The sequence below is a fragment of the Pandoraea anhela genome (assembly GCF_902459655.1).
Classification (GTDB): Bacteria; Pseudomonadota; Gammaproteobacteria; order Burkholderiales; family Burkholderiaceae; genus Pandoraea; species Pandoraea anhela.
Genome location: NZ_CABPSB010000021.1, coordinates 1 through 26,226 on the forward strand (window position 1 = coordinate 1; position 26,226 = coordinate 26,226).

At 62.8% G+C, this 26,226-nt stretch carries 20 protein-coding genes; 7 read left to right on the forward strand and 13 right to left on the reverse strand.

Going from position 1 to position 26,226, the window contains the following annotated elements:
* Window positions 1–1,533: 1,533 nt before the first annotated feature.
* From PAN31108_RS21940 to PAN31108_RS22000, 13 genes are all read right to left on the reverse strand, one after another.
* The gene (locus tag PAN31108_RS21940; RefSeq protein WP_150670889.1) at window positions 1,534–2,280 is read right to left on the reverse strand and encodes an ABC transporter ATP-binding protein; all 747 of its coding nucleotides are present in this window, start codon (window positions 2,278–2,280) and stop codon (window positions 1,534–1,536) included.
* Window positions 2,280–4,076, reverse strand: coding sequence for a branched-chain amino acid ABC transporter ATP-binding protein/permease (locus tag PAN31108_RS21945; RefSeq protein ID WP_150670890.1), 1,797 nt, complete (start codon window positions 4,074–4,076; stop codon window positions 2,280–2,282). Before PAN31108_RS21945 ends, PAN31108_RS21940 begins: the two co-directional genes overlap by 1 nt.
* Before the next feature lie 18 nt (window positions 4,077–4,094).
* Complete coding sequence (locus tag PAN31108_RS21950; RefSeq protein ID WP_150670891.1) at window positions 4,095–5,150, reverse strand: branched-chain amino acid ABC transporter permease; 1,056 nt, start codon at window positions 5,148–5,150, stop codon at window positions 4,095–4,097.
* A gap of 360 nt (window positions 5,151–5,510) precedes the next feature.
* Window positions 5,511–6,008, reverse strand: a complete 498-nt coding sequence (gene hpaR / locus PAN31108_RS21955; RefSeq protein WP_150670892.1) for a homoprotocatechuate degradation operon regulator HpaR — start codon at window positions 6,006–6,008, stop codon at window positions 5,511–5,513.
* A gap of 257 nt (window positions 6,009–6,265) precedes the next feature.
* On the reverse strand, window positions 6,266–7,411 hold the full coding sequence (locus PAN31108_RS21960; protein ID WP_150670893.1) for an ABC transporter substrate-binding protein: 1,146 nt from the start codon (window positions 7,409–7,411) through the stop codon (window positions 6,266–6,268).
* 218 nt (window positions 7,412–7,629) lie between these two features.
* A complete protein-coding gene (locus tag PAN31108_RS21965) occupies window positions 7,630–8,412 on the reverse strand; it encodes a sulfite exporter TauE/SafE family protein (RefSeq protein WP_150670894.1) in 783 nt (260 codons plus the stop codon).
* A 711-nt stretch (window positions 8,413–9,123) separates the two neighbouring features.
* Complete coding sequence (locus PAN31108_RS21970) at window positions 9,124–10,122, reverse strand: branched-chain amino acid ABC transporter permease (RefSeq protein ID WP_150670895.1); 999 nt, start codon at window positions 10,120–10,122, stop codon at window positions 9,124–9,126.
* Window positions 10,123–10,132: 10 nt separating this feature from the next.
* A complete protein-coding gene (locus tag PAN31108_RS21975; RefSeq protein WP_150670896.1) occupies window positions 10,133–11,017 on the reverse strand; it encodes a branched-chain amino acid ABC transporter permease in 885 nt (294 codons plus the stop codon).
* 97 nt (window positions 11,018–11,114) lie between these two features.
* Window positions 11,115–12,308 (reverse strand): ABC transporter substrate-binding protein, encoded by a 1,194-nt coding sequence (locus tag PAN31108_RS21980; RefSeq protein WP_150670945.1) that lies wholly within the window; start codon window positions 12,306–12,308, stop codon window positions 11,115–11,117.
* Between the two features lie 85 nt (window positions 12,309–12,393).
* Window positions 12,394–13,173 (reverse strand): ABC transporter ATP-binding protein, encoded by a 780-nt coding sequence (locus tag PAN31108_RS21985; RefSeq protein ID WP_150670897.1) that lies wholly within the window; start codon window positions 13,171–13,173, stop codon window positions 12,394–12,396.
* 8 nt (window positions 13,174–13,181) lie between these two features.
* Window positions 13,182–13,961, reverse strand: coding sequence for an ABC transporter ATP-binding protein (locus PAN31108_RS21990; protein WP_150670898.1), 780 nt, complete (start codon window positions 13,959–13,961; stop codon window positions 13,182–13,184).
* Between the two features lie 484 nt (window positions 13,962–14,445).
* Entirely contained in the window at window positions 14,446–16,104 is a 1,659-nt protein-coding gene (locus tag PAN31108_RS21995; protein WP_150670899.1) for a GMC family oxidoreductase, read from the reverse strand.
* A 110-nt stretch (window positions 16,105–16,214) separates the two neighbouring features.
* Window positions 16,215–17,723 carry a CoA-acylating methylmalonate-semialdehyde dehydrogenase gene (locus tag PAN31108_RS22000; RefSeq protein WP_174995098.1) on the reverse strand — a complete coding sequence of 503 codons (1,509 nt, stop codon included), beginning with the start codon at window positions 17,721–17,723 and terminating at the stop codon, window positions 16,215–16,217.
* Window positions 17,724–17,942: 219 nt separating this feature from the next.
* On the opposite strand from PAN31108_RS22000, the gene PAN31108_RS22005 reads away from it, so the two are divergent.
* The 7 genes from PAN31108_RS22005 to PAN31108_RS22035 all read left to right on the forward strand — a co-directional run bounded on the left by PAN31108_RS22005 (window position 17,943) and on the right by PAN31108_RS22035 (window position 26,180).
* Entirely contained in the window at window positions 17,943–18,818 is an 876-nt protein-coding gene (locus PAN31108_RS22005; protein ID WP_150670900.1) for a LysR family transcriptional regulator, read from the forward strand.
* A 291-nt stretch (window positions 18,819–19,109) separates the two neighbouring features.
* Window positions 19,110–20,501: a class II fumarate hydratase gene (gene fumC, locus PAN31108_RS22010; protein ID WP_150670901.1), complete on the forward strand. Its 1,392-nt coding sequence runs from the start codon at window positions 19,110–19,112 to the stop codon at window positions 20,499–20,501.
* 63 nt (window positions 20,502–20,564) lie between these two features.
* Complete coding sequence (locus PAN31108_RS22015) at window positions 20,565–21,467, forward strand: LysR substrate-binding domain-containing protein (protein ID WP_150670902.1); 903 nt, start codon at window positions 20,565–20,567, stop codon at window positions 21,465–21,467.
* A gap of 254 nt (window positions 21,468–21,721) precedes the next feature.
* A complete protein-coding gene (locus PAN31108_RS22020) occupies window positions 21,722–23,002 on the forward strand; it encodes an MFS transporter (protein ID WP_150670903.1) in 1,281 nt (426 codons plus the stop codon).
* A gap of 67 nt (window positions 23,003–23,069) precedes the next feature.
* A complete protein-coding gene (locus tag PAN31108_RS22025) occupies window positions 23,070–24,308 on the forward strand; it encodes a metal-dependent hydrolase family protein (protein WP_150670904.1) in 1,239 nt (412 codons plus the stop codon).
* A 226-nt stretch (window positions 24,309–24,534) separates the two neighbouring features.
* Complete coding sequence (locus PAN31108_RS22030) at window positions 24,535–25,698, forward strand: hypothetical protein (protein WP_150670905.1); 1,164 nt, start codon at window positions 24,535–24,537, stop codon at window positions 25,696–25,698.
* 161 nt (window positions 25,699–25,859) lie between these two features.
* Window positions 25,860–26,180 (forward strand): hypothetical protein, encoded by a 321-nt coding sequence (locus tag PAN31108_RS22035; RefSeq protein ID WP_150670906.1) that lies wholly within the window; start codon window positions 25,860–25,862, stop codon window positions 26,178–26,180.
* The last annotated feature ends 46 nt before the right edge of the window (window positions 26,181–26,226 follow it).

A 26,226-nucleotide genomic window follows, 5' to 3' on the forward strand; every position in this document is an offset into this window, starting at 1 on the left:
GTTCCAACTTAAAGTCACTCCGTCAGGGCACCGGCAATCTTCGCCAAGCGGATTTCCAATGGACGACCGATGGCAGTTTCGGTGGGTGTTTCACGTGAAACATTTCGAGGGAACGACTGATTTGATTTACACCGGTGGCCTCACGCTTCCCTCAAACACCACACCCGCCAACAACTCTCTCACTCTCCTTCACTTCCGGGCAGCGAAGATCGCCGGCACCCTGACTACGTTCCAACTTAAAGTCACTCCGTCAGGGCACCAGCAATCTTCGCCAAGCGGATTTCCAATGGACGATCGACGGCTGTTCGGGCGAATGTTCCACGTGAAACATCCAAGGACTTTCCGAGTCAGGTCCTCCGCGATGTTTAGGCGCTGCAAATTCTCAACCGTACGTCAGGCCCTGACTCGACCCTCACACGCATATGGGCTACCCCACCGCCGTGAGGCGGAAAACGTTCGGCATGATCTCGGAACGAGCTTTGCCCCCGCCAAGTCGACGGTTCTCTAGTTAGCGCCCTGCTTCACGGATGTTTCTCGTGAAACGTCGAAGTGGGCACACTCCCCTCTCTCCCGCGAAAGCCTACGCGGCGTCCAAGCGCCGCCCTCAAAAGCACTGCGTTTCACGTGAAACATGCACGACGCGTTACGCGCACTGTCCCGTTATCTTCAGTTGCCCGGCACGGGGCCTCGACTCACACTTCTGACTCACGCTTCTGCTTCGTCACCACACATTCGCCGTCCTGTTTCACGTGAAACAAGAACGCTGGTTCTTCACACGTGAAGGCGAATGGGCGCGGGATCGATTGCCCGTCTGCCGAAAAGAAGCACGTGGTTTCTGATCACCCAAGGGTTCCGGCATGGCTCCCGGAAAAATATGACGAGAGCGCAACAAGCGCTGCGTCTACGCCTTTCATCGGGAAGCTTGCGTGTCGAGAACCGGGCGCGCTGACGGAGCGACTTTAAAGTTGGCGCGCAGGGGCGTCGTCGATCTCCACGGCGCAATGCAACCATTACGCCGCGACAATAGGAATGTGGTTTTGAGAGGAGAACCACCGCGCCCCAAACCCAGGTTTCACGTGAAACAAAAATCGGTAGCGAAACAAAACCTACCAAAACGAAGTCGAAAGCACACTTCTCCACCAGGCGCACATCTCTCGATCCGTCGCGTTATCCACATCCCCCGCCATCCGTCGAAATACGATTTCAGGAATTTGCTTTTCTGTGGATAACCTGGCGCGTCAATTTCACTCGAAATTCGAAAAAATCCCGTAACCCCTTGTTGCGGCGGTGCGCCATAGATTTGCGTTACCCACACATATCCACAAGCAACTGTGAATAAGTGACTTAGCACACAATCGGGATCACTTCCCGCTCCGGCCCAAGAAAATTGGGGACGGATAAGCCGCATACACCCTGTCGCTCTCCGATAGCCCCCCCCTTCGAACGACCGTTCGCCAACCATTGCCCCGCCGGAAAAGAAAAAGCCCGCCGAGCGGCGGGCTTCTCTACAGCCAATGCGAATGGGCGGATGCGTCAGGCCGCCTTCTTCGCCAACCCGAGGTAAGTCTCGATGACCTTCGGATTGCTTGCCAGCTCCTGTGCAGGACCTTCCAGCGCCAGCTCACCCGTTTCGATGACGTAGGCATAGTCAGCGACTTGCAAGGCCGCACGGGCGTTCTGCTCGATCAGGAGCGTGGCCACTCCAGTCTTGCGTAAGTCGTTGATGATATGGAAGATTTCCTTCACGATCAGCGGCGCCAACCCCAAGCTCGGTTCGTCGAGCATCAGCAGCTGCGGCTTGGCCATCAGCGCACGACCCACGGCCAGCATCTGACGCTCGCCGCCCGACAGCGTCCCCGCCTGCTGCACACGACGCTCCTTCAGACGCGGGAAAAGCGCGTAGACCACTTCCATCTGGTCCAGGAAGTTCTTCTCCCCTGCCTTCTTGCGACGATATGCCCCGAGCAACAGGTTGTCCTCGACGGTCATCGTCGAGAACAACTCGCGCTTCTCCGGTACGAGACACATGCCCCGCGAGACACGCGCCTCGATGGACAACGCCGACATCTCCTGACCGAGATACGCCACGCTCCCCTTGCTCGACCCGTTATGCGGCAGCGCCCCCATGATGGCGTTGAGCATCGACGACTTGCCCGCACCGTTCGGACCGATCACGGTGACGATCTGCCCCGCGCCGACCCGAAGATGCGCCCCATGCACCGCCTCGACTTTGCCGTATGCGACGGCGAGGTCCCTGACCTCAAGAATCGCGTTAGCCATCACTCCACCCCTCCAAGGTACGCTTCGAGCACCGCCGGGTTCTTCTGCACGTCTTCCGGCAGCCCCTCCGCAATCTTGGTGCCGAACTCCATCACCACCAGGTGATCCGTCAGATTCATCACGAAGTCCATGTCATGCTCGACCAGCAGCACGCTCATGCCCTCGTCCTTGAGCTTCCTGAGCAGATCGCCCAGCGCCTGCTTCTCTTTATAACGCAGACCGGCAGCCGGCTCGTCGAGCAGCAGCAGCGTCGGGTCGCACGCCAGCGCACGCGCAATTTCCAGAATACGTTGCTGACCGAGGGCCAGGCTGCCCGCTTCGTCGTACATGTGAGCGCCAAGCCCGACACGTTCGATCTGCAACCTGGCTTCGTGCAACAGCATGGCTTCTTCTTGACGATCCAGACGCAACACGCTGGACCACACACCACCCTGCGGACGGCGACGCAGCCCGTTCTTGTCACGCAGATACGCGCCGATCGCCACGTTCTCGAGCACGCTCATATGCGGCATCAGACGCACGTGCTGGAAGGTCCGCCCAATGCCGCGCTTGACGATCTCGCGGGACGGCAGACGGTCGATACGCTCGCCCAGGAACGAGATTTCGCCGCGCGTCGCCTGCAACACCCCCGTGACGAGGTTGAACGTGGTCGACTTGCCCGCCCCGTTCGGACCGATCAGACCGACGATCTCACCTGCCTTGACCTCGAACGACACGTCGTTCACCGCGACCAGACCACCGAACTCCTTGCGCGCCTTCTCCAGCTTGAGCACGACTTCGCCGACAGCGGGCTTCGCACGATGCCCCAGCGCTTGCGCCTGCGCCGGCGCCTTCGCGACACGACGCGCCGGGAAGATTTTGCCGAAGAACGGCCACACGCCGTCGCGCGCATATTGCAGCAGCAACACGAGCAAGATGCCGAAGACGATGGTCTCGAAGTTGCCGTTCGCGCCCAGCAGCACCGGCAGAATGTTCTGCAAGTAGTCCTTGAGCACCGTAAGGATCGCCGCGCCCAGCACCGCGCCCCACACATGCGACACACCACCGACCACCGCCATGAACAGATATTCGATGCCGTGGTTCAGGTTGAACGGCGTCGGGTTCACGGCACGCTGCAAATGCGCGTACAGCCAGCCCGAAATCGCTGCGAGCACCGCCGCATAGACGAATACGACGACCTTCATCCACGCCGTGTTCACGCCCATCGCCTCGGCCATCACGCCGCCGCCCTTGAGCGCGCGAATGGCACGGCCGGGACGCGAGTCCAGCAGGTTCTTGATCGACACCACCGCCAGCACGACCACGATCCAGATCAGATAGTACATCTGACGCCCGCTCGCCAACTCCAGACCGAACAGATTGATGGTCGGAATGTCGTTCAGGCCGTCGTACTTGCCCAGGAATTCGAGGTTGCCGAACAGGTAGTACAGCGCCAGTCCCCACGCAATCGTGCCCAACGGCAGGAAGTGGCCGGACAGACGCATCGTGATCGCGCCGATGATGAGCGCTGCACCCGCCGTGATCGCCACACCGACGACCAGGCCGAGCCAGGGCGATGCCCCGTAAGCCGTCGTCAGATACGCGGTCGCATAAGCGCCCAGACCGACGAACGCCGCCTGTCCGAACGACGTCATGCCCGCCACGCCGGTCAGCAGCACGAGGCCGATGGCGACGATGCTGTACAGGCCGATGTAATTGAGCAGCGTCACCCAATACTCAGGCAAACGCACGGGTGCCGGCAACACCGGCAGCACCGCCAGCAGCACCAGGAAAATCAGGAAGTATTTGTTTTTCATTCTGTGGTCCGCCCCGGCTTATTCCTCGTCTTCTTCCACATGCTTGCTCGTGAGCGACAGCCACAGCAGCACCGGAAGGATCAGCGTGAAGACGATGACCTCTTTGTACGCACTCGCCCAAAACGACGAATACGACTCCAGCAGGCCCACGAGAATGGCGCCCAGCGCCGCGACCGGGTAACTCACCAGACCACCGATGATCGCGCCCACGAAGCCCTTCAGACCGATCAGGAAGCCCGATTCGTAATAGATGGTCGTGATCGGTGCGATCAGAATGCCGCACAGCACCCCCAGCACCGCCGCCAGCGTGAACGCCAGCCGGCCGGCCTGCACCGTGCCGATACCCACCAGACGCGCACCCAGACGGTTCACGGCCGTGGCGCGCAACGCCTTGCCCGAGAGTGAACGGTCGAAGTAGAAGTAAAGCGCCAGAATCATCACGACGGATACGCCAACCACCCACAAGCTCTGTCCGGACACCATCACCGAGCCGATGTTGAAGCTTGCGTCCGAGAACGCCTGCGTGCGCGACCCCTCGGCACCGAACATCACCAGCCCCAGCCCCGTCAGCGCGAAGTGCACGCCGACCGAGACGATCAGCAGCAACAGCGTGCTCGCCTCGGCGAGCGGCTGATACGCCAGACGGTAAAGCATCGGCCCCATCGGCACGACGAGCAGCAGCGTGAGCGCGATCTGCACGAGCATGGGCAAGGTCATCGGTGTGAGCGCCTTCGCCACGAAGAACACGGCGATCGGGAACACCAGATATTTGCCCGCAAGCACCGGCACGAGGCGTCCAGCCAGTTTGCGACGCTCGCTGTGACGCAGCACGCCGGCCGTCTCCACGATGAACGTGCAGATGCCCATCGCCACGAGCAGCCAGCTCGTGAGCGGAAACTTCTGTGTCTGGAGTGCCGCCAGCGTGAGCGCGCCATACGACACGAACTCGCCCTGCGGAATGAAGATGACGCGGGTGACGGAGAACACCAACACGAGCGCCAATGCCAGCAAGGCATAAATCGCACCCGTGGTGATGCCGTCCTGCGCCAGGATGGCTGCAATCGAAAGATCCATGCTCCTCTCACTTCGTTTGAGTACTTCTTGTACCGGCTGGCGAGACAGCCGGTGTGATGCACGGCGCAGCGCGCTGCCACCCCGTTCCCCTTCACATCGATACACCTCGCACGTTCCCCGTGTCGCAGCGCAGCGAATTATGAATTGTATAAATCGTTATGCATTGGTAAAACTCGGGTGATTACTGAGATGACGGCTTCCGTCTCCGGCGGTGCCCACCCTTGCCCCCACTCGCCAACCCAAGCCGACGCACGCCGAGGTGCCTCCTCGGGTCTGCATCGTGCGTCCTCACCGGTCACGCGCGGTGCTGCGTGGCCACCCGACTGTGCTGCCGACTTTGCTGCCGACGGTCCCGCCCGCTCAGGCCGCCTTGCGACGGCGGCGCGGCTTGGTCGGGAGCGACGGCGCGTCGGCCAGCACTTCCGGCGGCAACGCTTCGCGAACCACGTCGAGCAGCCGGTAGATTTCGGCGAGCGTGTCGCGCCCCACCTTATCTTCCAGATACCGATAGCGCGCCTCGACCAGCGGCCCGAGCTTCTTGCACAGGGCTCGGCTCGACGGCGTGAGCGACACCATCACGCGACGCTGATCGGCCGCGACCCGGCGACGCATGATGAGCCCGGACGCCTCCATACGTTCGAGCATGCCCGACAGGCTGGGGCTCAGGATGCAGCACTCGCGCGCGACCTGCCCGATTTCCATCTCCCCGGATTCGCTATCGTTGACGGCCCGTATGACGCGCCATTGTTGTTCCGTGATGTCGTAGCAATTGAGCAAGGGACGGAAAAGGCCCATCACCGCTTCACGCGATTGCAGCAACAACAAGGATAAGTTGCGGTGTTCGAATTCACCCGTCATGGATTTACGCTCGAAAGGATCGTCCGTTCAGCCCCCCGGCTGCGGCGATCAGGTTGGGACAATGCGGCCTCTGGTGTGCCGCTCGCCAATGCATGTCCTGCCGTCTCTTTGCGACGCGCGAAACTACCACGCTCAAAAAAAACGGGCGCGAACGCCCGTTCTTCCGGCCCGTCTCGTCAAACCGGGCGCTGATACCGCAGAGGCATCTGATGTGACAGCGGGGCATGCCTGCATGCTATAGGCAGCCCCGACGCGCATCAGTTCGCCAATTTCCACTTGCCGTCGACGATTTGCACCATCACGCGCGAGCGCTGATCCAGACCGTTGTGATCGTTCTTGCTCATGTTGAAGATGCCGGCAGTGCCCGGCATGTCCTTCACGTTTTCGAGCGCTTCGCGCAGCGCTGCACGGAACTCCGGCGTACCCGCCTTGGCTTTCTTCAGTGCGGCCGGGATGGTCTTTTGCAGCAGCAGACCGGCATCCCACGCGTGGCCGCCGAAGGTCGAGATCGACCCGGCACCGTAGGCCTTTTCATAGGTCGCCTTATAGGCAGCGGCCGACTTCTTCACCGGGTTGTCGTTCGGCAGTTGCTCAACGACGAGCAGCGGGCCAGCCGGCAGGTACGTCCCTTCGCAGTCCTTACCGCAAACGCGCAGGAAGTCGTTGTTCGCCACACCGTGCGTCTGATACAGCTTGCCCTTGTAGCCGCGCTCCTTGAGCGAGCGCTGCGGCAGGGCGGCCGGCGTGCCCGAACCGGCGATCAGCACGGCGTCCGGGTTCGCGCCCATGATCTTGAGCGTCTGGCCGGTCACCGACGTGTCGGCGCGGTTGAAGCGCTCGGTCGCCACGATCTTGATCTTCTTCAGATCGGCAGCCTTCTGGAATTCCTTGAGCCAGCCTTCGCCGTAAGCGTCGGCGAAGCCGATGAACGCGGCCGTCTTCACACCGTTATTGGACATGTGCTCGGCAATGGCGGTCGCCATGAGAATGTCGTTCTGCGGGGTCTTGAACGCCCAGGTGCGCTTCTCGTCCATCGGCTCCACGATGGCGGCGCCTGCGGCCATCGAGATCACCGGTGTCTTCGTCTCGGCGGCAACGTCGACCATTGCCAGCGAGTTCGGCGTGACGGTCGAGCCGATCACGGCGTCCACGCGATCTTCACTGATCAGCTTGCGCATGTTCTTGACGGCGGTCGTCGTGTCGGTCGCGTCGTCGAGCACGATGTATTGCACCGACTGGCCGTCGATCGTCTTGGGCATCAGGGCAATCGTGTTCTTTTCGGGGATGCCCAGCGAAGCCGCCGGACCGGTCGCCGACAGCGACACGCCAATCTTCACCTGAGCGTTCGCAACGCCCGCGACGAGCATCATGGCCGAGGCCATGCACAGCAACTTCAGTTTCATTTGGGTCTCCTCACAAAAATCTCGAATTCGTTTTTTCGACAGGTCTACGCGGCCGTCCGTGTGACAGGGGCTCCCCGCCGTCGCCACATTAACCGACCGCTCAGTCGGTAAATTGTCGCCCATCTTACGGGCACGGACGCCAGTTCGTAAAGTGCGGTTTCCCCACCTGTGGCATCCGCCACAGCGAGCATGCCGCCATCCGCCTCGGGTGCGCAACCTCAACCACGCAAAAAGGCGTCGTAGCCTGTCTTCACGATCAGCACGGCGAGCACGGCCAGAAACATGCGCCGCACGAAACCCACGCCGTACTTGAGCGCGAGACGGCTGCCGATCAGACTGCCCAGCACGTTCATCACGGCCATGGCCGCACCGACCTGCCACCACACATGCCCGCCCATGCCGAAGAGCAAGAGCGCGGCCAGATTGGTCGCCACGTTCACGATCTTGGACGACGCCGACGCGTTGACGAAGTCCTGCCCGAAAAGACGGACGAACAGAAACACGAGGAAGCTGCCCGTGCCGGGTCCGAAGAAACCGTCGTAGAAGCCGATGGCGCCGCCCACGGCGATTGCCATCAGGGTCACCCCTGTCCCGCCCTTCACAGGGGCGTGGACCGTCCCGAAATCCTTCTTGCGCAGGGTGTAGACTGCCACGGCCACCAGCAGGAACGGCAACCCCTTGCGAAGCACATCGGCAGGCACGTGCGTCACGGCGTACGCACCGCAGAACGAAAAGACGAATGCCGCTGCGGTCGCGGGCATTACGATGGCCCAGCGCAGTTGAATGCCGCGTGCATAGCGCAACGCGGCGGAGGCGGTGCCCCAGATGCCCGCCATTTTGTTCGTGCCGAACAGCAGCGGCGGCGCCGCGTTGGGGAAGACGGCGAACAGCGTCGGCACGGCGATCAGTCCGCCGCCGCCGACCACGGCGTCGATCAGACCGGCCAGAAACGCTCCGCCCGCGAGCATCAACAAATCGCTCAGCGCCCAACTCGTCAACATACATTCCCCATACACGACATCCCGGCGACCCTGACCGTCCCGCGCCTCAGGGGCCGCCAGACGAAAACGGCGAGCATAGCGTTTTTATTCCGCATTGCGCGTACAAAAACGGTGCCATTCTCGCAACACGGCGTAAAAACGGTCCGGCACGCATCGATATGGGGTACGAGGAATGAAACCGAAAGCATCGTGCGCAGGTCGACGAGCCAGTCGCCATCCGGATGCACACGCGTCGAATGCGCTGACTTCAGGGACGGTAGCGACAGGGAGGCAAGCCGTGCGGGAGGATGCAGAGGATGCAGAGGATGCAGAGGATGCAGAGGATGCGGGGGTACGGGCGGTGCGGCGTGCAGTCGAAGACAAGGCCTTGCGAAGCGGTGAAGCAATGATGTGCCGAAGCACAATATAAAAAGCCCTGTCGAAGTTTTCTCCGACAGGGCTTTCTTTTTTGGCGGTGCGCGTTTTCGCGCTTGTTGTCTCCTCGTTCCTCGCCCCTATATCCTGCCGTGACGCGAACTGAGGGAGAGAATAAAGGAGCACCCAATGCACCACAAGTCAGCATTTACCCCTACGAATTAGGTTTTTTCTGACATTCATGCGCCAGGGTGACGAGTACGCGCCCCAGTCGGGTGCATTCGCCACGATGCCGTCTTCCAGTTTTTGCCCATTTTCCGGCCATTTCCGGACATTTCCGGCCATCGGTGTCCCGATTTACGACGACTGCGACATCGCCCGGAAGAACCGGCTGCGCGCCGTGAGTTCACCGACCAGACCACGCCGGAACGACAGCACGCAGATGATGAAGATCGCACCGATGACGATGGTCACCGACTCGCCGAGTGTCTGGAACCACGTCACACCGGTAGCCATGGCCAGCCAGGCGCCGATATCGCCGAGCTTGTTTTCCAGCACGATGATCACCACGGCGCCCACCACCGGGCCGAACATCGTCCCCAGACCGCCGACCAGCGTCATCAGGATCACCATGCCCGACATCGTCCAGTGCACGTCGGTGAGCGTCTCGAAGCCGAGCACCAGGGTCTTGGTCGACCCGGCGAGTGCGGCGAGCGTTGCCGAGAGCACGAACGCCAGCAACTTGAAACGATCGACGTCGTAACCGAGCGAGATGGCGCGCGGCTCATTCTCCTTGATCGCCCCCAGCACCTGTCCGAACGGCGAATGCACGATACGCATGATGAGCAGGAAGCCCGCCGCACAGATGGCGAGTACGACGTAGTAAAGCGTGAGATCCGAATCGAGCGGCAGCAGGCCGAACAGTGCGCCGCGCGGCACGCCTTGCAGACCGTCTTCGCCGCCGGTGAACGGCGCTTGCAGACAAAAGAAATAGAGCATCTGCGCGAGCGCCAGCGTAATCATCGCGAAGTAGATGCCCTGACGCCGGATCGCGAGCAAACCGATCACCAGCCCCAGCACCGCCCCGGCGATCACCCCCGCGAGAATGCCCACTTCCGGCGTGAAGCCGAGATTGCGAATCGCGTACCCCGTGACATAACCCGCGCTGCCGAAAAACGCCGCGTGTCCGAACGAGAGCAACCCCGTGAAGCCCAGCAGCAGATTGAACGCGCAGGCGAAAAGCGCGAAGCACAGCACCTTCATGACGAAGACCGGATAGGCGCCCGCGAACGGCGCGACGATCAGCGCGAGCAGCAAAAGCGCATACAGCACACGTTGTTGTATCGGTTGTTGCATTGTCCGCCCCTTACTTTTGTTTGCCGAACAGCCCAGCCGGGCGCAGCAGCAACACGATCACCATGATGAAGAACACCACGGTCGCCGAGGCTTCCGGGTAGAACACCTTGGTGAAGCCTTCGATCACGCCGAGCATCAGGCCGGTGACGATCGAGCCCATGATGGAGCCCATACCGCCGATCACGACCACCGCGAACACGGTGATGATCATCGACTGTCCCATGAGCGGCGAGATCTGGATGACGGGGGCCGCGAGCACACCGGCGAACGCGGCGAGCGCGACACCGAAGCCGTACGTAAGCGTGATCATCAGCGGCACGTTCACGCCGAATGCTTCCACGAGCTTCGGGTTCTCCGTGCCGGCGCGCAGATACGCACCGATCTTGGTCTTCTCGATGATGAACCACGTTGCGAAACACACCACGAGCGAGGCGACCACCACCCACGCGCGGTAGTTCGGCATGAACATGAAGCCGAGGTTGGTCGCGCCGGAGAGCGCCTCGGGGGCGTCGAACGGCTGACCGGAGACACCGTAAATCGAACGGAATATGCCTTCGAGCACGAGCGTGATGCCGAACGTCAGCAGCAGGCCGTAAAGATGATCGAGCTTGTAGATCCAGCGCAGCATGGTGCGCTCGATGACGATACCGATGACACCCACCACGATGGGGGCGAGAATCAGCATGACCCAATAATTGAGGCCGAGATAGTTGCCGCCCATCCAGGCGAGCATGGCCCCCAGCATGAACAACGCGCCGTGCGCGAAGTTGATCACGTTGAGCAGACCGAAAATCACCGCCAGGCCGAGACTCAGCATGGCGTAGAACGAGCCGTTCACAAGTCCCAGCAGCAGTTGGCTCAACAGCGCCGGCAGGGGGATGCCTAGTAATTCCATCGAAATCGATTCTCTGGCAGAAAGGTCGCGACGGGACAGACGTCCCGCCGCTATCGGTGCATCGTGACCTGATAACTACGCTATGCGGTTGCTACGCTTACTTGAGCTTGCAGGTCGATTCGGCTTCGGTGGTGAAGGCCTTCTCGCCCGGAATCGTCGCAACGACCTTGTAGTAGTCCCACGGCGACTTCGATTCGGCCTTCGACTTCACTTGCATCAGGTACATGTCGTGGACCATCGTGCCGTCCTTCCGGATGTAACCCTTGCTGAACATGTCGTCGATCTTGATTTTGTGCAACTGCTCCATGACCTTGTCGGCGTCGGTCGTGCCGGCGGCCTGCACTGCCTTCAGATAGGTCGTGGCTGCCGAGTAGTCGCCGGCTTGCAGGCTCGACGGCATCTTCTTCATCTTCTCGAAGTAACGCTTGGCGAAGGCGCGGGTCTTGTCGTTCTTGTCCCAGTACCAGCTATCGGTCAGGTACATGCCCTCGGTGTTATCCAGCCCGAGCGAGTGAATGTCGTTGATGAACACGAGCAGACCGGCGATCTGCATCTTGCCCTTGATACCGAACTCCTTCGCCGCCTTGATCGCGTTGATGGTGTCGCCGCCGGCGTTCGCAAGGCCGAGCACCTGCGCCTTGGAATTGCCCGCCTGAAGCAGATAGGACGAGAAGTCCGACGCCGAGAGCGGGTGACGCACCTGGCCGACCACCGTGCCGCCGTTGGCCTTGACCACGTCGGACGTGGATTTCTCCAGTGCATGACCGAACGCGTAGTCGGCCGTCAGGAAGAACCACGACTTGCCGCCCGCTTTGACCACCGCCGAGCCCGTGCCGCGCGCGAGCGCGACGGTGTCGTAGGCGTAGTGCACGCCGTACGGCTGGCACTGATCGTTAGTGAGCGCGTCGGAGCCGGCACCGACGTTGATGTAGACCTTCTTCTTCTCGGCCGAGACCTTGTTCATCGCCAGAGCGGTCCCCGAGTTGGTACCGCCGATGAGCATATCCACGCCACCGCGATCGAACCATTCGCGCGCCTTCGAGGCTGCGACGTCGGCTTTGTTCTGGTGATCGGCGGTGACCAGTTCCACCGGCTTGCCGAGCACTTTTCCGCCGAAGTCGGCAATGGCCATCTTGATGGCTTCCGCACCGCCCTGCCCGTCGATGTCGGTGTACAGGCCCGACATATCGGTGATGAAACCGATCTTCACCGTATTGCCATCGGCCTGGGCCTGCGAGGCCATTGCCGCAAAACCGAACGCAGCCGCAACGGCCAACGCCTTCATCCGCATCGTCATCTTCGTCTCCTTCGTGGATTTGATCGCCTGGGTCCATCGCCCGGCATGCCCGACCCGCAGGCCCACCGGGTAGCTCACCTCATACGCCCAACAACTCGTGCAGCACCGGCATCTTCGTCTCCAGCTCCGGAGCGCTGAAGCGCTCCACGATCTTGCCGTGCTCCATCACATAGAAGCGATCGGCCAGCGGAGCCGCAAAACGGAAATTCTGTTCCACCATCACGATGGTGTAGCCACGCGCTTTGAGCGTGGTGATCATGCGGGCCAACGTCTGCACGATCACCGGCGCGAGGCCTTCGGAGATTTCGTCGAGCAACAGCAGGTCGGCGCCGGTGCGCAGAATGCGCGCGACGGCCAGCATCTGTTGTTCACCGCCCGACAGACGCGTGCCCTGACTGTGGCGTCGCTCTTTCAGGTTCGGAAACATGTCGTAGATTTCGTCGAGCGACATGCCGCGCCCGCCATCTTCGCGACGATTGCCGCTCATGCCGATGTACGGCGGCAGCAGCAAGTTCTCCTCGCACGACAGGCTGGCGAAAATGCCGCGCTCCTCGGGGCAATACCCCACACCGTGATGCGCGACCTTGTACGTCGGCAGATGAATCGTTTCTTCACCCGCGATGCGAATCGATCCCTGACGCTGGCCGGTCAGGCCCATGATCGCGCGCAGCGTGGTGGTGCGCCCGGCACCGTTGCGCCCGAGCAGCGTGACGACTTCGCCACGACCGACCGTCAGATCCACGCCATGCAGGATGTGCGATTCGCCGTACCAGGCCTGAAGGCCTTCAACTTCCAGCGCAGGGACATTCGTCCCGTTCTTGCCGCGCTCGCCTCCCTGATTGCCACCGTTACCGTACATAGCCGTCCTCACCCGTGGGCTCCCTGCAATTCGCCGTCCGCCGTGCCCATATAGGCTTCCATCACCTGCGGATTCTTCGAGACTTCGTGATACGGTCCTTCCGCGAGCACCTCGCCGCGCTGGAGCACGGTGATGGTGTCGGAGATGCCGGCGATCACATTCATGTTGTGCTCGACCATCAGAATCGTGCGGCCCGCCGACACTTTCTTGATGAGCGCCGTGACGCGATCGACGTCTTCATGCCCCATGCCCTGCGTAGGCTCGTCGAGCAACATTAGTTCGGGCTCCATAGCAAGCGTGGTCGAGATTTCGAGTGCACGTTTGCGGCCGTAGGGCAGTTCGACGGTGAGCGTCTGCGCGAATTCGGTGAGACCGACTTCCGCGAGCAATTCCATCGCGCGGGCGTCGAGTTGACGCAGCGTGCGGCTGCTGCTCCAGAAGTGGAACGACGTGCCCAGATTGCGTTGCAGACCGATACGCACGTTCTCGAGCACGGTCAGGTGCGGGAACACGGCGGAGATCTGAAATGAGCGGATGATGCCGCGACGGGCGATTTGCGCGGGGGCTTCGCGCGTGATGTCTTCGCCGTTGAAGGTGATCGTCCCGGCGCTGGGCACGAGGAATTTCGTCAGCAGGTTGAAGCAGGTGGTCTTGCCGGCGCCGTTCGGGCCGATCAAGGCGTGAATAGTGCCGCGCGCGACGCGCAGGTCGACCCCGTTCACCGCGGTGAAGCCACGAAACTCTTTGGTGAGTCCCCGGGTTTCGAGAATGAAATCGTTGTTCGCCATGTCTCCTGCCACATTCCTGGTTGGCGGTGCGAAGCACGGGGCGTATGCCGCAAGCCTGGGCACCATCGTCTGTGACAACCGCAAGGCAGGCAGATGACGCTATGGTTTGCGTCGTCGGCAACGTGCCCCGCGTCCCCGATGCGACGCCGAATTCTTGGTTCGGTCGCTCATAAGGAATCGTTATTGTGTGGGGTTTGCTGCAACGCGATCATTGGGATTTGCACTAAGCTTCGCACCCTTCGAAACGCGCATGCGCACACGCATTGCGGAACGTTCGGTCATATAGGGCAAGCGTGCGCACAGCCCTTGTCCGACAAGGCTTTTGCGGCACACGCAAATCGATGTGCGACAGCCGAAATCGATCCGCGATCGCCGCGCTATCGTCGCTCACCCGTCGGGACATTAGGTATTACTACGTAAGTTTTTGGGGAAATGACGGCAATGCCGCGCCGTCGCCGCTCGCTCTCCCAACGACCGTTGCGCGTTAGCGCACCCCCGCCTTGCGCGCCGCGCGAATCATGTCGCTCGCGCGCTCCGCAATCATGATCGTGGGCGAATTGGTGTTGCCGGAGGTGATCGTCGGCATGACCGACGCGTCGACCACACGCAAGCCTTGCACGCCGCGCACGCGCAGTTGCGAATCGACCACGGCGTTCGCATCGTCATCCCGCCCCATGCGGCACGTGCCGACCGGGTGGAAGATCGTCGTGCCGATATCGCCCGCCGCGCGTTTGAGGTCTTCGTCGCTCTGGAACGACGGCCCCGGCAAATATTCGCGCGGCTCGTAGCGCGCGAACGCCGGCGCCCCCACGATGCGACGCGTCAGCCGGATCGCATCGGCCGCCACGCGCAGGTCCTCCTGCGTGGACAGATAATGCGGCGCGATGCCCGGCGCAACACGCGCATCGGGCGACGTCAGATGCACACTGCCGCGCGATGTCGGACGCAGATTGCACACCGACGCCGTGAATGCATTGAACTTGTGCAACGGCTCGCCGAACTTCTCCAGCGACAACGGCTGCACGTGATACTCCAGATCGGGGCGCGCAATGTCGTCACGACTGCGCGCGAACGCCCCGAGTTGCGACGGCGCCATGCTCATCGGCCCGCGCTGCGTGAACACGTACTGCATGCCGATCGTCAGCTTGCCGAGCAGACTGTTCGCCGTGAGATTGAGCGTCTTCGCACCGCGCAGTTTGTACACCGTGCGCAACTGCAAATGGTCCTGCAAGTTCTCGCCGACCCCCGGCAGGTGCGACACCACATCGATGCCGAAACCGCGCAACCGCTCACCGTCGCCGATGCCCGAGACTTCGAGCAGATGCGGCGAATTGACCGCGCCCGCCGCCAGAATCGTCTCGACGTTGGCGAGCGCCGTGAAGTCCTGGTTGCCGCCGCGATACGCCACGCCCGTGCAACGCGTGCCGTCGAACAGCAAACGGCTCACGCTCGCGCCGGTGATCACGGTCAGATTCGGACGCTGCGACGCCGGTCGCAGAAATCCCTTCGCCGCGCTCCAGCGCACGCCGCGTCGCTGATTCACTTCGAAATAGCCGATGCCGAAGTTGTCGCCGCGATTGAAATCGTCCGTTTTCGGAATGCCGATCTGCTCGGCTGCGTCGGCAAACGAATCGAGCACACGCCATGACAGCCGCTGCTTCTCCACACGCCATTCGCCGCCGCTGCCGTGAAACTCGGTGCTGCCCTTGTAGTGGTCTTCGCTGCGCTTGAACAGCGGCAGTACGTTGTCCCAACGCCAGCCGTCGTCGCCTGTCGCGTCGGCCCACACGTCGTAATCTTCACGCTGCCCGCGCATGTAAATCATGCCGTTGATCGACGAGCTGCCGCCGAGTACCCGACCGCGCGGATAGGCGAGCGAGCGACCGTTCAGACCGTCTTCCGCCTGCGTGCGATACAGCCAGTCCGTGCGCGGATTGCCGATGCAATAGAGATAGCCGACGGGAATGTGAATCCAGTGATAGTCGTCCTTGCCGCCCGCTTCGAGGAGCAGTACGGAGACGTCCGGGTCCTGCGTCAGCCGGTTCGCCAGCACGCACCCGGCCGACCCGGCCCCGACGATGACGTAATCGAAGCGCTCCTGTTTTTCCGAAGGCTTATCCGTATGCAACGCCTGCTTGCTCATTCCCGCATGTCTCCGTCGATGGCGCAGCACTCGCCATGGTGCGGTGCCGGCTCTGGTGCGGCACCCGAGTGGGGTGGACTCTCGCCACCCCGCACGGGTTCATTTTTGAATCACTTCGCCACCGGCATCGTAAACTCGGCCCCCTTCGCGATGCTGTCCGGCCAACGCTGCATCACGCTCTTGAAGCGGGTGTAAAAGCGAATGCCCTCCTCGCCATAGGCATGATGATCGCCGAACAGCGAGCGCTTCCACCCGCCGAACGACTGCCATGCCATCGGCACCGGAATCGGCACGTTGATTCCCACCATGCCGATCTTCACCTGACGCGAGAATGCGCGCGCCACCCCGCCGTCGCTCGTAAAACACGACACGCCGTTGCCGAACTCATGCGCGTTGATGAGCTCGATGGCCGAGGCCAGATCGGGCACGCGCACCACCGCCAGCACCGGTCCGAAAATCTCTTCGCGATAGATGCGCATCTCGGGCGTGACATGATCGAACAGCGTGCCGCCGAGGAAGAATCCCTGCTCGTGCCCCGGCACCGTCAAACCGCGTCCGTCGACGAGAAGCGTCGCGCCCGCGCTCACGCCTTGTGCAATATAGTCCTCAATCTTCGCCTTGTGGGCGGCCGTGACGACCGGCCCCATTTCCGAGGCGTCGTCCACGCCCGGTCCGACACGCAGTGCCTTCACGCGCGGCGCCAGCGCCTCGACCAGCCGATCCGCCACCTGTCCCACGGCCACCGCCACCGAAATCGCCATGCAGCGCTCGCCGGCCGACCCGTAAGCCGCACCGATCAGCGCATCGACCGCCTGATCGAGATTCGCATCGGGCATGACGACGAGATGGTTCTTCGCGCCGCCCAGCGCCTGCACCCGCTTGCCGCGTCGCGTGCCTTCCGTGTAGATGAACTCGGCAATCGGCGTGGAGCCGACGAACGACAGCGCCTCGACGTCCGGGTGCGCCAGCAACGCGTCGACCGCGACCTTGTCGCCCTGCACCACGTTGAACACACCGTCGGGCAACCCGGCCTCGCGCAGCAGATCGGCGATCAGCAGACTGGCCGACGGATCGCGCTCCGACGGCTTGAGCACGAACGTGTTGCCGCAGGCGAGCGCGATCGGGAACATCCACATCGGCACCATCACCGGGAAGTTGAACGGCGTGATACCGGCACACACCCCGACCGGCTGACGCAGATGCCAGTTGTCGATGCCGCCGCCGATGTTGTCGCTGTGCTTGCCCATGAGCAGATTCGGCGCACCGCAGGCGTACTCGACGATCTCGATGCCGCGCGTGACTTCGCCGCGTGCGTCGGAGAACACCTTGCCGTGCTCCCGCGTGATGATGCGCGCGAGTTCGTCCTGATGCGCATCGAGCAGCGCCTTGAACTTGAAAAGCACCCGGGCGCGCTTGAGCGGCGCGGTCTCGGACCACGACGGCAGCGCAGCCCTGGCGGCCGCCACGGCGGCATTCACATCCTGCACGCTGGCCAGCGCGACGCGCGCACCGACCTTGCCCTGCGCCGGATCGAAGACCTCGGCGAAGCGCTCGCCGTCGCCCGCCACCCGCTGGCCGCCAATGAAGTGCTGGATCGTTGGAATATCAGCATTGCTCATGTTCGTTCCCTGGAATTTGGCGACATCGACGGGGCCGCCGCTCAGCTGCGCTAACACGTCGACCGGCGCAGTCATGCGACGCGTGCGACGATGAGCCACAAGCGTACTGCTGCGCTGCGCAGCAATCCAATGAGAAATTATCAAAAGCAATATAAGATTCCTTTATATTGATTCCGTGAGGTCGCCAGCGACCTCGCTCGTCACGCCGACGGCCACCCTATGGAACTCGCCCATCTCCGCGCCTTTGTCGCCATCGCCCACGAGGGCAATCTCACGCGCGCCGCGCAGCGGCTGCATCTGACGCAACCGGCGGTCAGCCTTCAGGTCAAGGCGTTGCAGGAGGCGCTGCGTCTGACCCTCTTCACGCGCACGGCGCAGGGGCTCGCCCTCACGCGCGACGCGCAGGTGCTGCTGCCGTTGGCCGAGCGCATGCTCGCCGCGCTGGCCGACCTTCAGCAGGCCGCAGGCGCGTTGCGCGAAACCGTGCGCGGACGCCTTCGCATCGGCACCATCCTCGACCCCGAATTCACGCGTCTGGGGGGCTTTCTGAAGCGTCTGGTGGAGTCGTATCCGCACATCGAGACAGCGTTACGCCAGAGCATGTCGGGCGACGTGCTGCACCAGTTGGCGCGCAACGCACTGGACGTCGGCTTCTATATCGGCACGCCCGACCCCGCACGGTTTCATGCGATCACGCTCACGCCGTTCTCCTATCAGGTGCTGGCGCCGGCGGGCTGGCGCGAGCGCGTCGCCCGGCGCGGCTGGCGCGAACTCGCCGCGCTGCCGTGGATCTGGACGCCCCCGGAGTCGGCCCACAACCGGCTGCTCAGCGCCGTGTTCGGCGAGGCCGGCGTGTCGCCCGTGAAGGTCGCGGAGGTGGATCAGGAGCCGTCGATGCTCGATCTGGTGAAGTCCGGCATCGGGCTGTCGCTGGTGCGCGACTCGATCGCGCTGCGCGAGGCGCGCGCCCACGGCCTGGCGATCGCCGAGGGCGTGAGCGTGCCGACCGAACTGACATTCGTCACCCTCGTGTCGCGGCGCGACGAGCCCGCCATCGCCGCCGCCCTGCAACTGGTCTCGGCCGTCTGGGCCTGATCGTGCGCGAAACGTGGGAGACGGCCATCGGCGCGCCATCTGAGGCGTCGATTGCCACCACGCCAGCGCCGTCGATGTCCGGCCGGGCACCCCTGCACCGCAATTCCGGCGCATAATCCCGTCTGCTCAGGCCTTCGCGTTCGGCGCGTCCGACACCTCAGAAAAGGCCCCGCCTCCTCGCAAATCATTCCCGTGACGTGGCGCGTCCCCTAACGACGTGCCGTGTCGGATGTTCGTCAACGTTCTAGAATTCGGGGATTGCTCCCCCCTTCTGCTTTCAAGGAATCGACCATGTCTGATGTGCGAATGGAACGCGATACTTTCGGCGAAATTGCAGTGCCGGCCGATCGTCTATGGGGGGCGCAGACGCAGCGCTCGCTGCTGAACTTCAAGATCTCCACCGAGAAGATGCCGCGCGAACTGGTGCGCGCGCTCGCTCGCGTGAAGCGCGCCGCCGCCGAGGTCAACAAGGACCTGGGCGTGCTCGACGCCAAGAAGGCCGACGCGATCATCAAAGCGGCGGACGAAGTCGTCGCCGGCCGGCATGACGAAGAATTCCCGCTCGCCGTCTGGCAGACAGGCTCGGGCACGCAGTCGAACATGAACATGAACGAAGTGCTTGCCAACCGCGCCAGCGAACTGCTCGACGGTGTGCGTGGCGAAGCGCGCCTCGTGCATCCGAACGACGACGTGAACAAGGGCCAGTCGTCGAACGACGTCTTCCCGACCGCCATGAACGTAGCCGCGCTCGACGCCCTCGTGAACCACCTCAAGCCCAGCGTCGGCCAGTTGCGCGACACGCTGCATGCGAAAGCGCGCGCCTACGACGACATCGTCAAGATCGGCCGTACCCATTTGCAGGACGCCACGCCGCTCACGCTCGGCCAGGAAATCTCCGGCTGGGTCGCGCAGATCGATCACGGTCTGAAGCATGTCGACGACGCCCTGCCGCACGTGGCGGAACTCGCGCTCGGCGGCACCGCCGTGGGCACGGGCCTGAACGCGCACCCCGAGTTCGCGAAGAAGGTCGCCGACACGCTCGCAAGGGACACCGGCCTGCCGTTCGTCACCGCGCCGAACAAGTTCGAGGCGCTGGCCGCCAACGACGCCATCGTCCACGCACACGGCACGCTCAAGACGCTTGCCGCCAGTCTGATGAAGATCGCCAACGACGTGCGCTGGCTGGCCAGCGGCCCGCGTTGCGGTATCGGTGAGTTGCAGATTCCGGAAAACGAACCGGGCAGCTCGATCATGCCGGGCAAGGTCAACCCGACCCAATGCGAAGCGATGACGATGCTGTGCTGTCAGGTGCTGGGCAACGATGTGACGATCAACGTCGGCGGCTCGATGGGCAACTTCGAACTGAACGTGTTCAAGCCGATGCTCATCCACAACTTCCTGCAAAGCGTGCGCGTGCTCGCCGACGGCGCGGTGAGCTTCAACGACAACTGCGCCATCGGCATCGAGCCGAATCGCGCCCGCATTGCCTCGCTGCTCGAAGAGTCGCTGATGCTCGTGACCGCGCTCAACCCGCATATCGGCTACGACAAGGCCGCGCAGATCGCGAAGAAGGCGCACAAGGAAGGCACCACGCTCAAGGCATCCGCCCTTGCACTCGGCCATGTCACGGCCGAGCAGTTCGACGCGTGGGTCCGTCCCGAGCAGATGGTCGGCAAGCGCTGATCGTCCGAACGTGCCCGAACGCGCCTGATCTTGCATCAGGCGCAAGCCCCCCCGTCCGTCCATATGCCTATCTCGCCCCTGCCGCCGCTGCACTGCCTGATTGCGTTCGACGCCGCCGTGCGTCACGCGAGCTTCACCCGGGCGGCAGCGGAGCTCAATCTCACGCAGAGCGCGGTGAGCCGGCAGATCGCGCAGCTCGAAGAGTTTCTCGGGCGCGCGCTGTTCACACGCGAGCATCGCACGCTGCGGCTCACGGTGGCCGGACAACGCTACGCCGAGCAGATTCAGCGTCTGCTCGGGGAGTGCGCCGAAGCCACCGCCGATCTGATGAAACGACGCGGCGATCTGGAACTCACGGTCGCCTGCTCGTCCGGTGTCGCCGTGCTCTGGATGACGCCGCAACTCATGCGCTTTCGCGCAGCACATCCGAACATCAAGATCCGCGTGATCGTAAAGGACGGCATCGCGTCGCTGTCCGCCTCCGAATTCGATCTGGGCGTGTACTACGTCCGCAACGACCTGCCGCCCGACTTCTCGGGTCGCCGTCTGTTCGACGAAGAAGTCTTTCCCGTCTGCTCGCCGGCCTATCTGGACGGGCGCAAACTCACTCCGGCCGATCTCGTGAACGAAACGCTGCTCTTCATCGAAGACGGGCAGCGCAAATGGATGTACTGGCCCGACTGGTTCGAGCTACAGGGCGTGAACGCCCCCAAGTTTCCGCGACTGGTCAGCGCGAACTACTATCCGTTGCTCGTGCAGATGGCCATCGAAGGCGGCGGACTGGTGATGGGCTGGCGGCACATGATCGACCCGTGCCTCGACGCGGGCCTGCTCGTTCGCGCCTGCGATGCCACGGCAAGTCTGGGCGGCGGCTACTACCTCGTGTGGCCTGCCGAGCGTCACGAGCATGCCGCAGCTCGAATCTTCCGAAACTGGATTTACTCGGAAACCCGTTTCCCATCATAGGGGTTACGTGACGTCTCAAAAGTTGCCATGCGTACAGCGCATGGCAACATGCGGAATTATCGCTTTGCCTGTCATTTTGTCTGAACTACTTTCTGTCCTATCCGCGCACGTTCGACGGCGGTACTGGCCGGACGATTCCCGATTTCCGGCACGGCCATGCCGACAGACGTGATTCGACAAAAAAGCAGGCGTATTACCGCACGACGTGAACGCAAGACACGCAACGGACGCCACCCATCCTCCGGGAGACACAGATGCAGGCGACCTACGCAGTGCCTCAAGACAACCTGGCCCGCCAGCGCCGTCACGCGATCGTGGCGACGGTGATCGGCAACGGTCTGGAATGGTTCGACTTCACCGTCTACAGCTTCTTCGCGGCCATCATTGCGAAGCAGTTCTTCCCCACGGGCGACGACCTGTCGTCGTTCCTGCTGGCCGTGGCCACCTTCGGCGTGGGCTTCTTCATGCGCCCGGTCGGCGGCATCGTGCTCGGCATCTACTCCGATCGCGTGGGCCGTAAAGCCGCACTCTCGCTCACCATCCTGCTGATGGCCGCCGGCACCGCGATGATCGGTCTGGCACCCACGTACGACCAGATCGGTCTGGCCGCACCGCTGATCATCGTGCTCGCCCGTCTGCTGCAAGGCTTCTCGGCCGGCGGCGAAATGGGCGGCGCCACGGCGTTCCTCACCGAATACGCACCGCCGAATCAACGCGCGTACTACTCGGCATGGATCCAGTCGAGCATCGGCTTCGCCGTGCTGCTGGGCGCCGCCGTGGGTACGTTCGTGACGACCGAACTCGACAAGGCGTCGCTCGAATCGTGGGGCTGGCGTGTGCCGTTCATCGTCGGCATGCTGATCGGCCCGGTCGGTTTCTACATCCGTAACAAGATCGACGAAACGCCGACGTTCCAGCACGCCGAAAAGTCCGACACGCCGCTGCGCGACGTCTTCTCGCAGTACCCGAAGGAGACACTCGCGAGCTTCTCGATGGTCGTGCTCTGGACGATCTGCACCTACGTGCTGCTGTTCTACATGCCGACGTACGCCCAGCGTGTGCTGCACCTGCCCGCCTCGTACGGCTTCACCGCCGGCATGGTCGGCGGCGCAATGATCCTGGTGTTCGCGCCGGTGGTGGGACGTCTGGCAGATCGCATCGGCCGCCGTCCGTTCCTGTCGGGTTCGGCGCTGCTGATTCTGGTGCTGGCATGGCCGATGTTCACGTACATCAACGTCGCCCCCGGCCTGCCCTCGCTGCTCACGTTCCAGATCGTCTTCGGCCTGCTCATCGCGTGCTATACCGGCCCGATTCTCGCGGCGTTCTCGGAGCTGTTCCCGGCGAAGGTGCTCTCGACCGGCCTGTCGGTGGCGTACAACTTCGCGGTGACGATCTTCGGCGGCTTCGCCGCGCTCATCATCACGTGGCTGATCGCCCGCACGGGCAGCAACATGGCCCCGGCGATCTACGTGATCGTTGCCGCCGCCATCAGCCTTGTGGGCACGCGTTTCGTCAAGCCGCTGCCGAAGGCCTGAGTTTTCTCCGAACAAGGCGCGCCCTCATCCGGCGCGCCTTGTGTTTTTTTCCGAAGGAATTCCCCCCATGTCCCCAACGACCGTTACTTTGCTTCGCGGCGGCAACGTGCTCGACGCGGCCGCCGGCCGTCTGCTCGAACGCCATGATGTCGTCATCGAGGGCAACCGCATCACGTCGGTGAGCGCCACGCCGCTCGACATCGCCGGCGCCACGGTGATCGACGTCACCGGCAAGACCGTCATGCCCGGCATGATCGACTGCCACGTGCACGTGCTCGCGTCGCACCCGAACCTCGGCACGAACGCCAGCCAGCCGAACGTGCTCACCGTGCTCAAATCGCTGCCGATCATGCAGGGCATGCTGAGCCGGGGCTTCACGACCGTGCGCGACGCCGGCGGCGCCGACTGGGCGCTGCAACAGGCCATCGAGCAAGGCGTGATTCCCGGCCCGCGCATTTTCCCGTCGGGCAAGGCGCTGTCGCAAACCGGCGGTCACGGCGACTTCCGTCCGCGCAGCGACACACTGGAGCCGTGCTCGTGCGCGTTCCGTGCGGGCGCCATCGGCCGCGTGGTCGACGGTGTCGATCCGATTCGCCTCGCCGTGCGTGAAGAGATTCAGAAGGGCGCGACGCAGATCAAGCTGATGGCCTCGGGCGGTGTCGCCTCGCCGGTCGATCCCATCGCCAACACACAGTATTCGGAAGACGAAATCCGCGCGGCCGTGGCGGAAGCGGAGGCCGCACAAACCTACGTGATGGCCCACGCCTACACACCGAAGGCCATCGCGCGCGCCGTGCGTTGCGGCGTGCGCACCATCGAGCACGGCAACCTGTGCGACGCCGAGACGGCGAAGCTCATGGCGGAGAAAGGAGCCTACGTGGTGCCCACGCTCGTGACCTACGACGCCCTCGCCAAGGACGGCGCGTCGCTCGGTCTGCCCCCGGAATCCGTCGCCAAGGTGGAGAGCGTGCAACGCGCCGGTCGCGAGTCGCTCGCCATCTATCGCGATGCGGGCGTGAAGATGGGGTTCGGCTCGGACTTGCTCGGCGACATGCACAAATACCAGTCCGACGAATTGACGATTCGTGCCGACGTGCTCGGTGCGGCCGAGACGCTGCGCTCGGCCACGGTCATCGGCGCGGAGATTCTGAATCGCGTGGGCGAACTCGGTGTGATTGCGCCGGGTGCGCTGGCCGACGTGCTCGTCGTCGACGGGAATCCGCTCGAATCGATCGATGTGCTCACCGGTCAGGGCGAGGCGATTCGCTGGGTTTTCAAGGACGGCAAGGTCGCAAAGCAGCCGTAATCAACACCGTAATCCCCCCGTTCGTCGGGCGGCCATGCCGCTCGACGTCGTCGTATGCCTTCGACGAAAAAGAACGCCACGACGTCATCGACGCCGTGGCGTTTTTGTCCGGCACGCGCCACGGCCGGTGGGAATCGGCCTTGCGCAGCACGCATAAATTCTGAAAGCGACACCCCATCGACGGGCTTAGGCTCGACTCACAAAAGCAGAGAACAGGGTGTCTGCCATGAAACTCACTTCGCTTCCCCTTACCCTTGCCCCCGGCGTCGGTCAAATGCTGCCGGGCGACGTGACGCTGTCACCGAACGACTGGCACAACGTACAAGTCCGGCAAAAAAACGTGACGCCGTTGCCCGATGGTGACACGACGCGTTCACTGGAAATGCTCCGGCAATCCATCGAGACCGAACTCGGCACGATCGCGGCCACCTGGAAGGCCATGGAAAAGTCGCTCAGCGCCGATGCCCGGAATATCCGGCTGCCGACACCCTTCGAACCGATCAACGACCTCGCCGCGCAAATCGACGCCGTCTTGCGCACCCATATCGAAGACCCGCTCGACATCGAACCGCTGATCAGGAACTTCAACATGGCGATCCGGAAGATATACCGCTCCCGCCAGTTGCCGTGGGGCACATGGCGCACCATCGGTTCGCAGCAATGCGTCACGTCGCTCGGTGCACTGACCCCGTATGCTCGCGCAGCCCATACCTCGCTGTCGCGTATCGAGGAAGTGGTCAAATTTACGAGAGCGACGTTGGACGCGGCGCGATGCGCGGAGACCCAAAACAAGGCCATAGCACGCCGGGTGTCCAGCGTGCCGACCGTGCCGTTGACCCCGGCCGAGCTTCTTGCGAAGCGGCGCGTCGTCGCCCGGGCATTCACAACGATCGGGCAGTTGCTCCACCGAACGAGCCTGATCATCAATGCGTCGCTCACGCGCGCGATTGCGGCCGTGCCGCGAGACCGTCGTTACTGGAAAACGAAGATCGCCGCGCTCGCGATACTTTGTTTGCTGACCGCAGCGCTCGGGATCGCGTCGGTCATGCTTCCTCCGCTGCTGCCGGCTGTTCTCGGGTTGGGGATCGGGCTGAAGATCGCGACCATTTTCGTCGGCGTCCTCAGCACCACGCACAGCATTTGCAATGTCATCGGCTACCCGCGAAATCGCGGCTGGAACGACCTCACGAACTGCATCACGAGAGTGCGCAATCTGTATCAGACGGTCAACCAGCGGATCGACGTCCGACAATGCGCTGAAGCCAAGAACGAGACCGTGGTGATCGGCGGCAAGCTCAAGCAACTGGACGACGAAATCGACACGCTGGACGAGATGCAGAACGCGCTGGAGGAGAAACTCTGTCACCGCGAGTGGCCGCAGGCCAGATAGACGCCTGCGCGGGGAGACTTCGCGGAAATACCGGCAGCCCCCTTGTCATTTTTCATCGCAGAACTTTTTTCAGGACGCCCATCATCATGCCCCGGATACCCGAACCATCGGTCAACTATGTCTCGCCAGCGGGTCAAAGCTACCTCAGGCGATCAAAGCTCATGGAAATCGACATCGGCATCACGTCATCGCTTCAGAAAGTGCAGCAACTGCAAGCCAGACACGCCGACCTGATGAGACGGCTGGAGAGTCGCGCGGATTCGGCCCCGGCGTTGCCGGAATCGGAACCGTGCGCGCGTTTCACGTGCGACATGGCGCGTTGCGAGCCGATGGCGACGCCGCAGCCGGATGTCGCTTCGCCACCCGGCGAATCGCCGCTCTCACCGAATCTGTCGACGTTGGCGGCACGCAAGATTCTGGGGGACAAAAATGCGAACGGCGACGACAAGCAGGACACTTTGGCGAACGGCACCGAACCGTGATGACTCGTGCTGATTCGTGCTGATTCGTGATGATATTCGTGATGAT

Coding starts and splice junctions, on each gene's coding strand:
- PAN31108_RS21940 (WP_150670889.1), bottom strand. CDS start 2,280: ATGGCTAACGCGATTCTTGAGGTCAGGGACCTCGCCGTCGCATACGGC.
- PAN31108_RS21945 (WP_150670890.1), bottom strand. CDS start 4,076: ATGAAAAACAAATACTTCCTGATTTTCCTGGTGCTGCTGGCGGTGCTG.
- PAN31108_RS21950 (WP_150670891.1), bottom strand. CDS start 5,150: ATGGATCTTTCGATTGCAGCCATCCTGGCGCAGGACGGCATCACCACG.
- hpaR (WP_150670892.1), bottom strand. CDS start 6,008: ATGACGGGTGAATTCGAACACCGCAACTTATCCTTGTTGTTGCTGCAA.
- PAN31108_RS21960 (WP_150670893.1), bottom strand. CDS start 7,411: ATGAAACTGAAGTTGCTGTGCATGGCCTCGGCCATGATGCTCGTCGCG.
- PAN31108_RS21965 (WP_150670894.1), bottom strand. CDS start 8,412: ATGTTGACGAGTTGGGCGCTGAGCGATTTGTTGATGCTCGCGGGCGGA.
- PAN31108_RS21970 (WP_150670895.1), bottom strand. CDS start 10,122: ATGCAACAACCGATACAACAACGTGTGCTGTATGCGCTTTTGCTGCTC.
- PAN31108_RS21975 (WP_150670896.1), bottom strand. CDS start 11,017: ATGGAATTACTAGGCATCCCCCTGCCGGCGCTGTTGAGCCAACTGCTG.
- PAN31108_RS21980 (WP_150670945.1), bottom strand. CDS start 12,308: ATGCGGATGAAGGCGTTGGCCGTTGCGGCTGCGTTCGGTTTTGCGGCA.
- PAN31108_RS21985 (WP_150670897.1), bottom strand. CDS start 13,173: ATGTACGGTAACGGTGGCAATCAGGGAGGCGAGCGCGGCAAGAACGGG.
- PAN31108_RS21990 (WP_150670898.1), bottom strand. CDS start 13,961: ATGGCGAACAACGATTTCATTCTCGAAACCCGGGGACTCACCAAAGAG.
- PAN31108_RS21995 (WP_150670899.1), bottom strand. CDS start 16,104: ATGAGCAAGCAGGCGTTGCATACGGATAAGCCTTCGGAAAAACAGGAG.
- PAN31108_RS22000 (WP_174995098.1), bottom strand. CDS start 17,723: ATGAGCAATGCTGATATTCCAACGATCCAGCACTTCATTGGCGGCCAG.
- PAN31108_RS22005 (WP_150670900.1), top strand. CDS start 17,943: ATGGAACTCGCCCATCTCCGCGCCTTTGTCGCCATCGCCCACGAGGGC.
- fumC (WP_150670901.1), top strand. CDS start 19,110: ATGTCTGATGTGCGAATGGAACGCGATACTTTCGGCGAAATTGCAGTG.
- PAN31108_RS22015 (WP_150670902.1), top strand. CDS start 20,565: ATGCCTATCTCGCCCCTGCCGCCGCTGCACTGCCTGATTGCGTTCGAC.
- PAN31108_RS22020 (WP_150670903.1), top strand. CDS start 21,722: ATGCAGGCGACCTACGCAGTGCCTCAAGACAACCTGGCCCGCCAGCGC.
- PAN31108_RS22025 (WP_150670904.1), top strand. CDS start 23,070: ATGTCCCCAACGACCGTTACTTTGCTTCGCGGCGGCAACGTGCTCGAC.
- PAN31108_RS22030 (WP_150670905.1), top strand. CDS start 24,535: ATGAAACTCACTTCGCTTCCCCTTACCCTTGCCCCCGGCGTCGGTCAA.
- PAN31108_RS22035 (WP_150670906.1), top strand. CDS start 25,860: ATGGAAATCGACATCGGCATCACGTCATCGCTTCAGAAAGTGCAGCAA.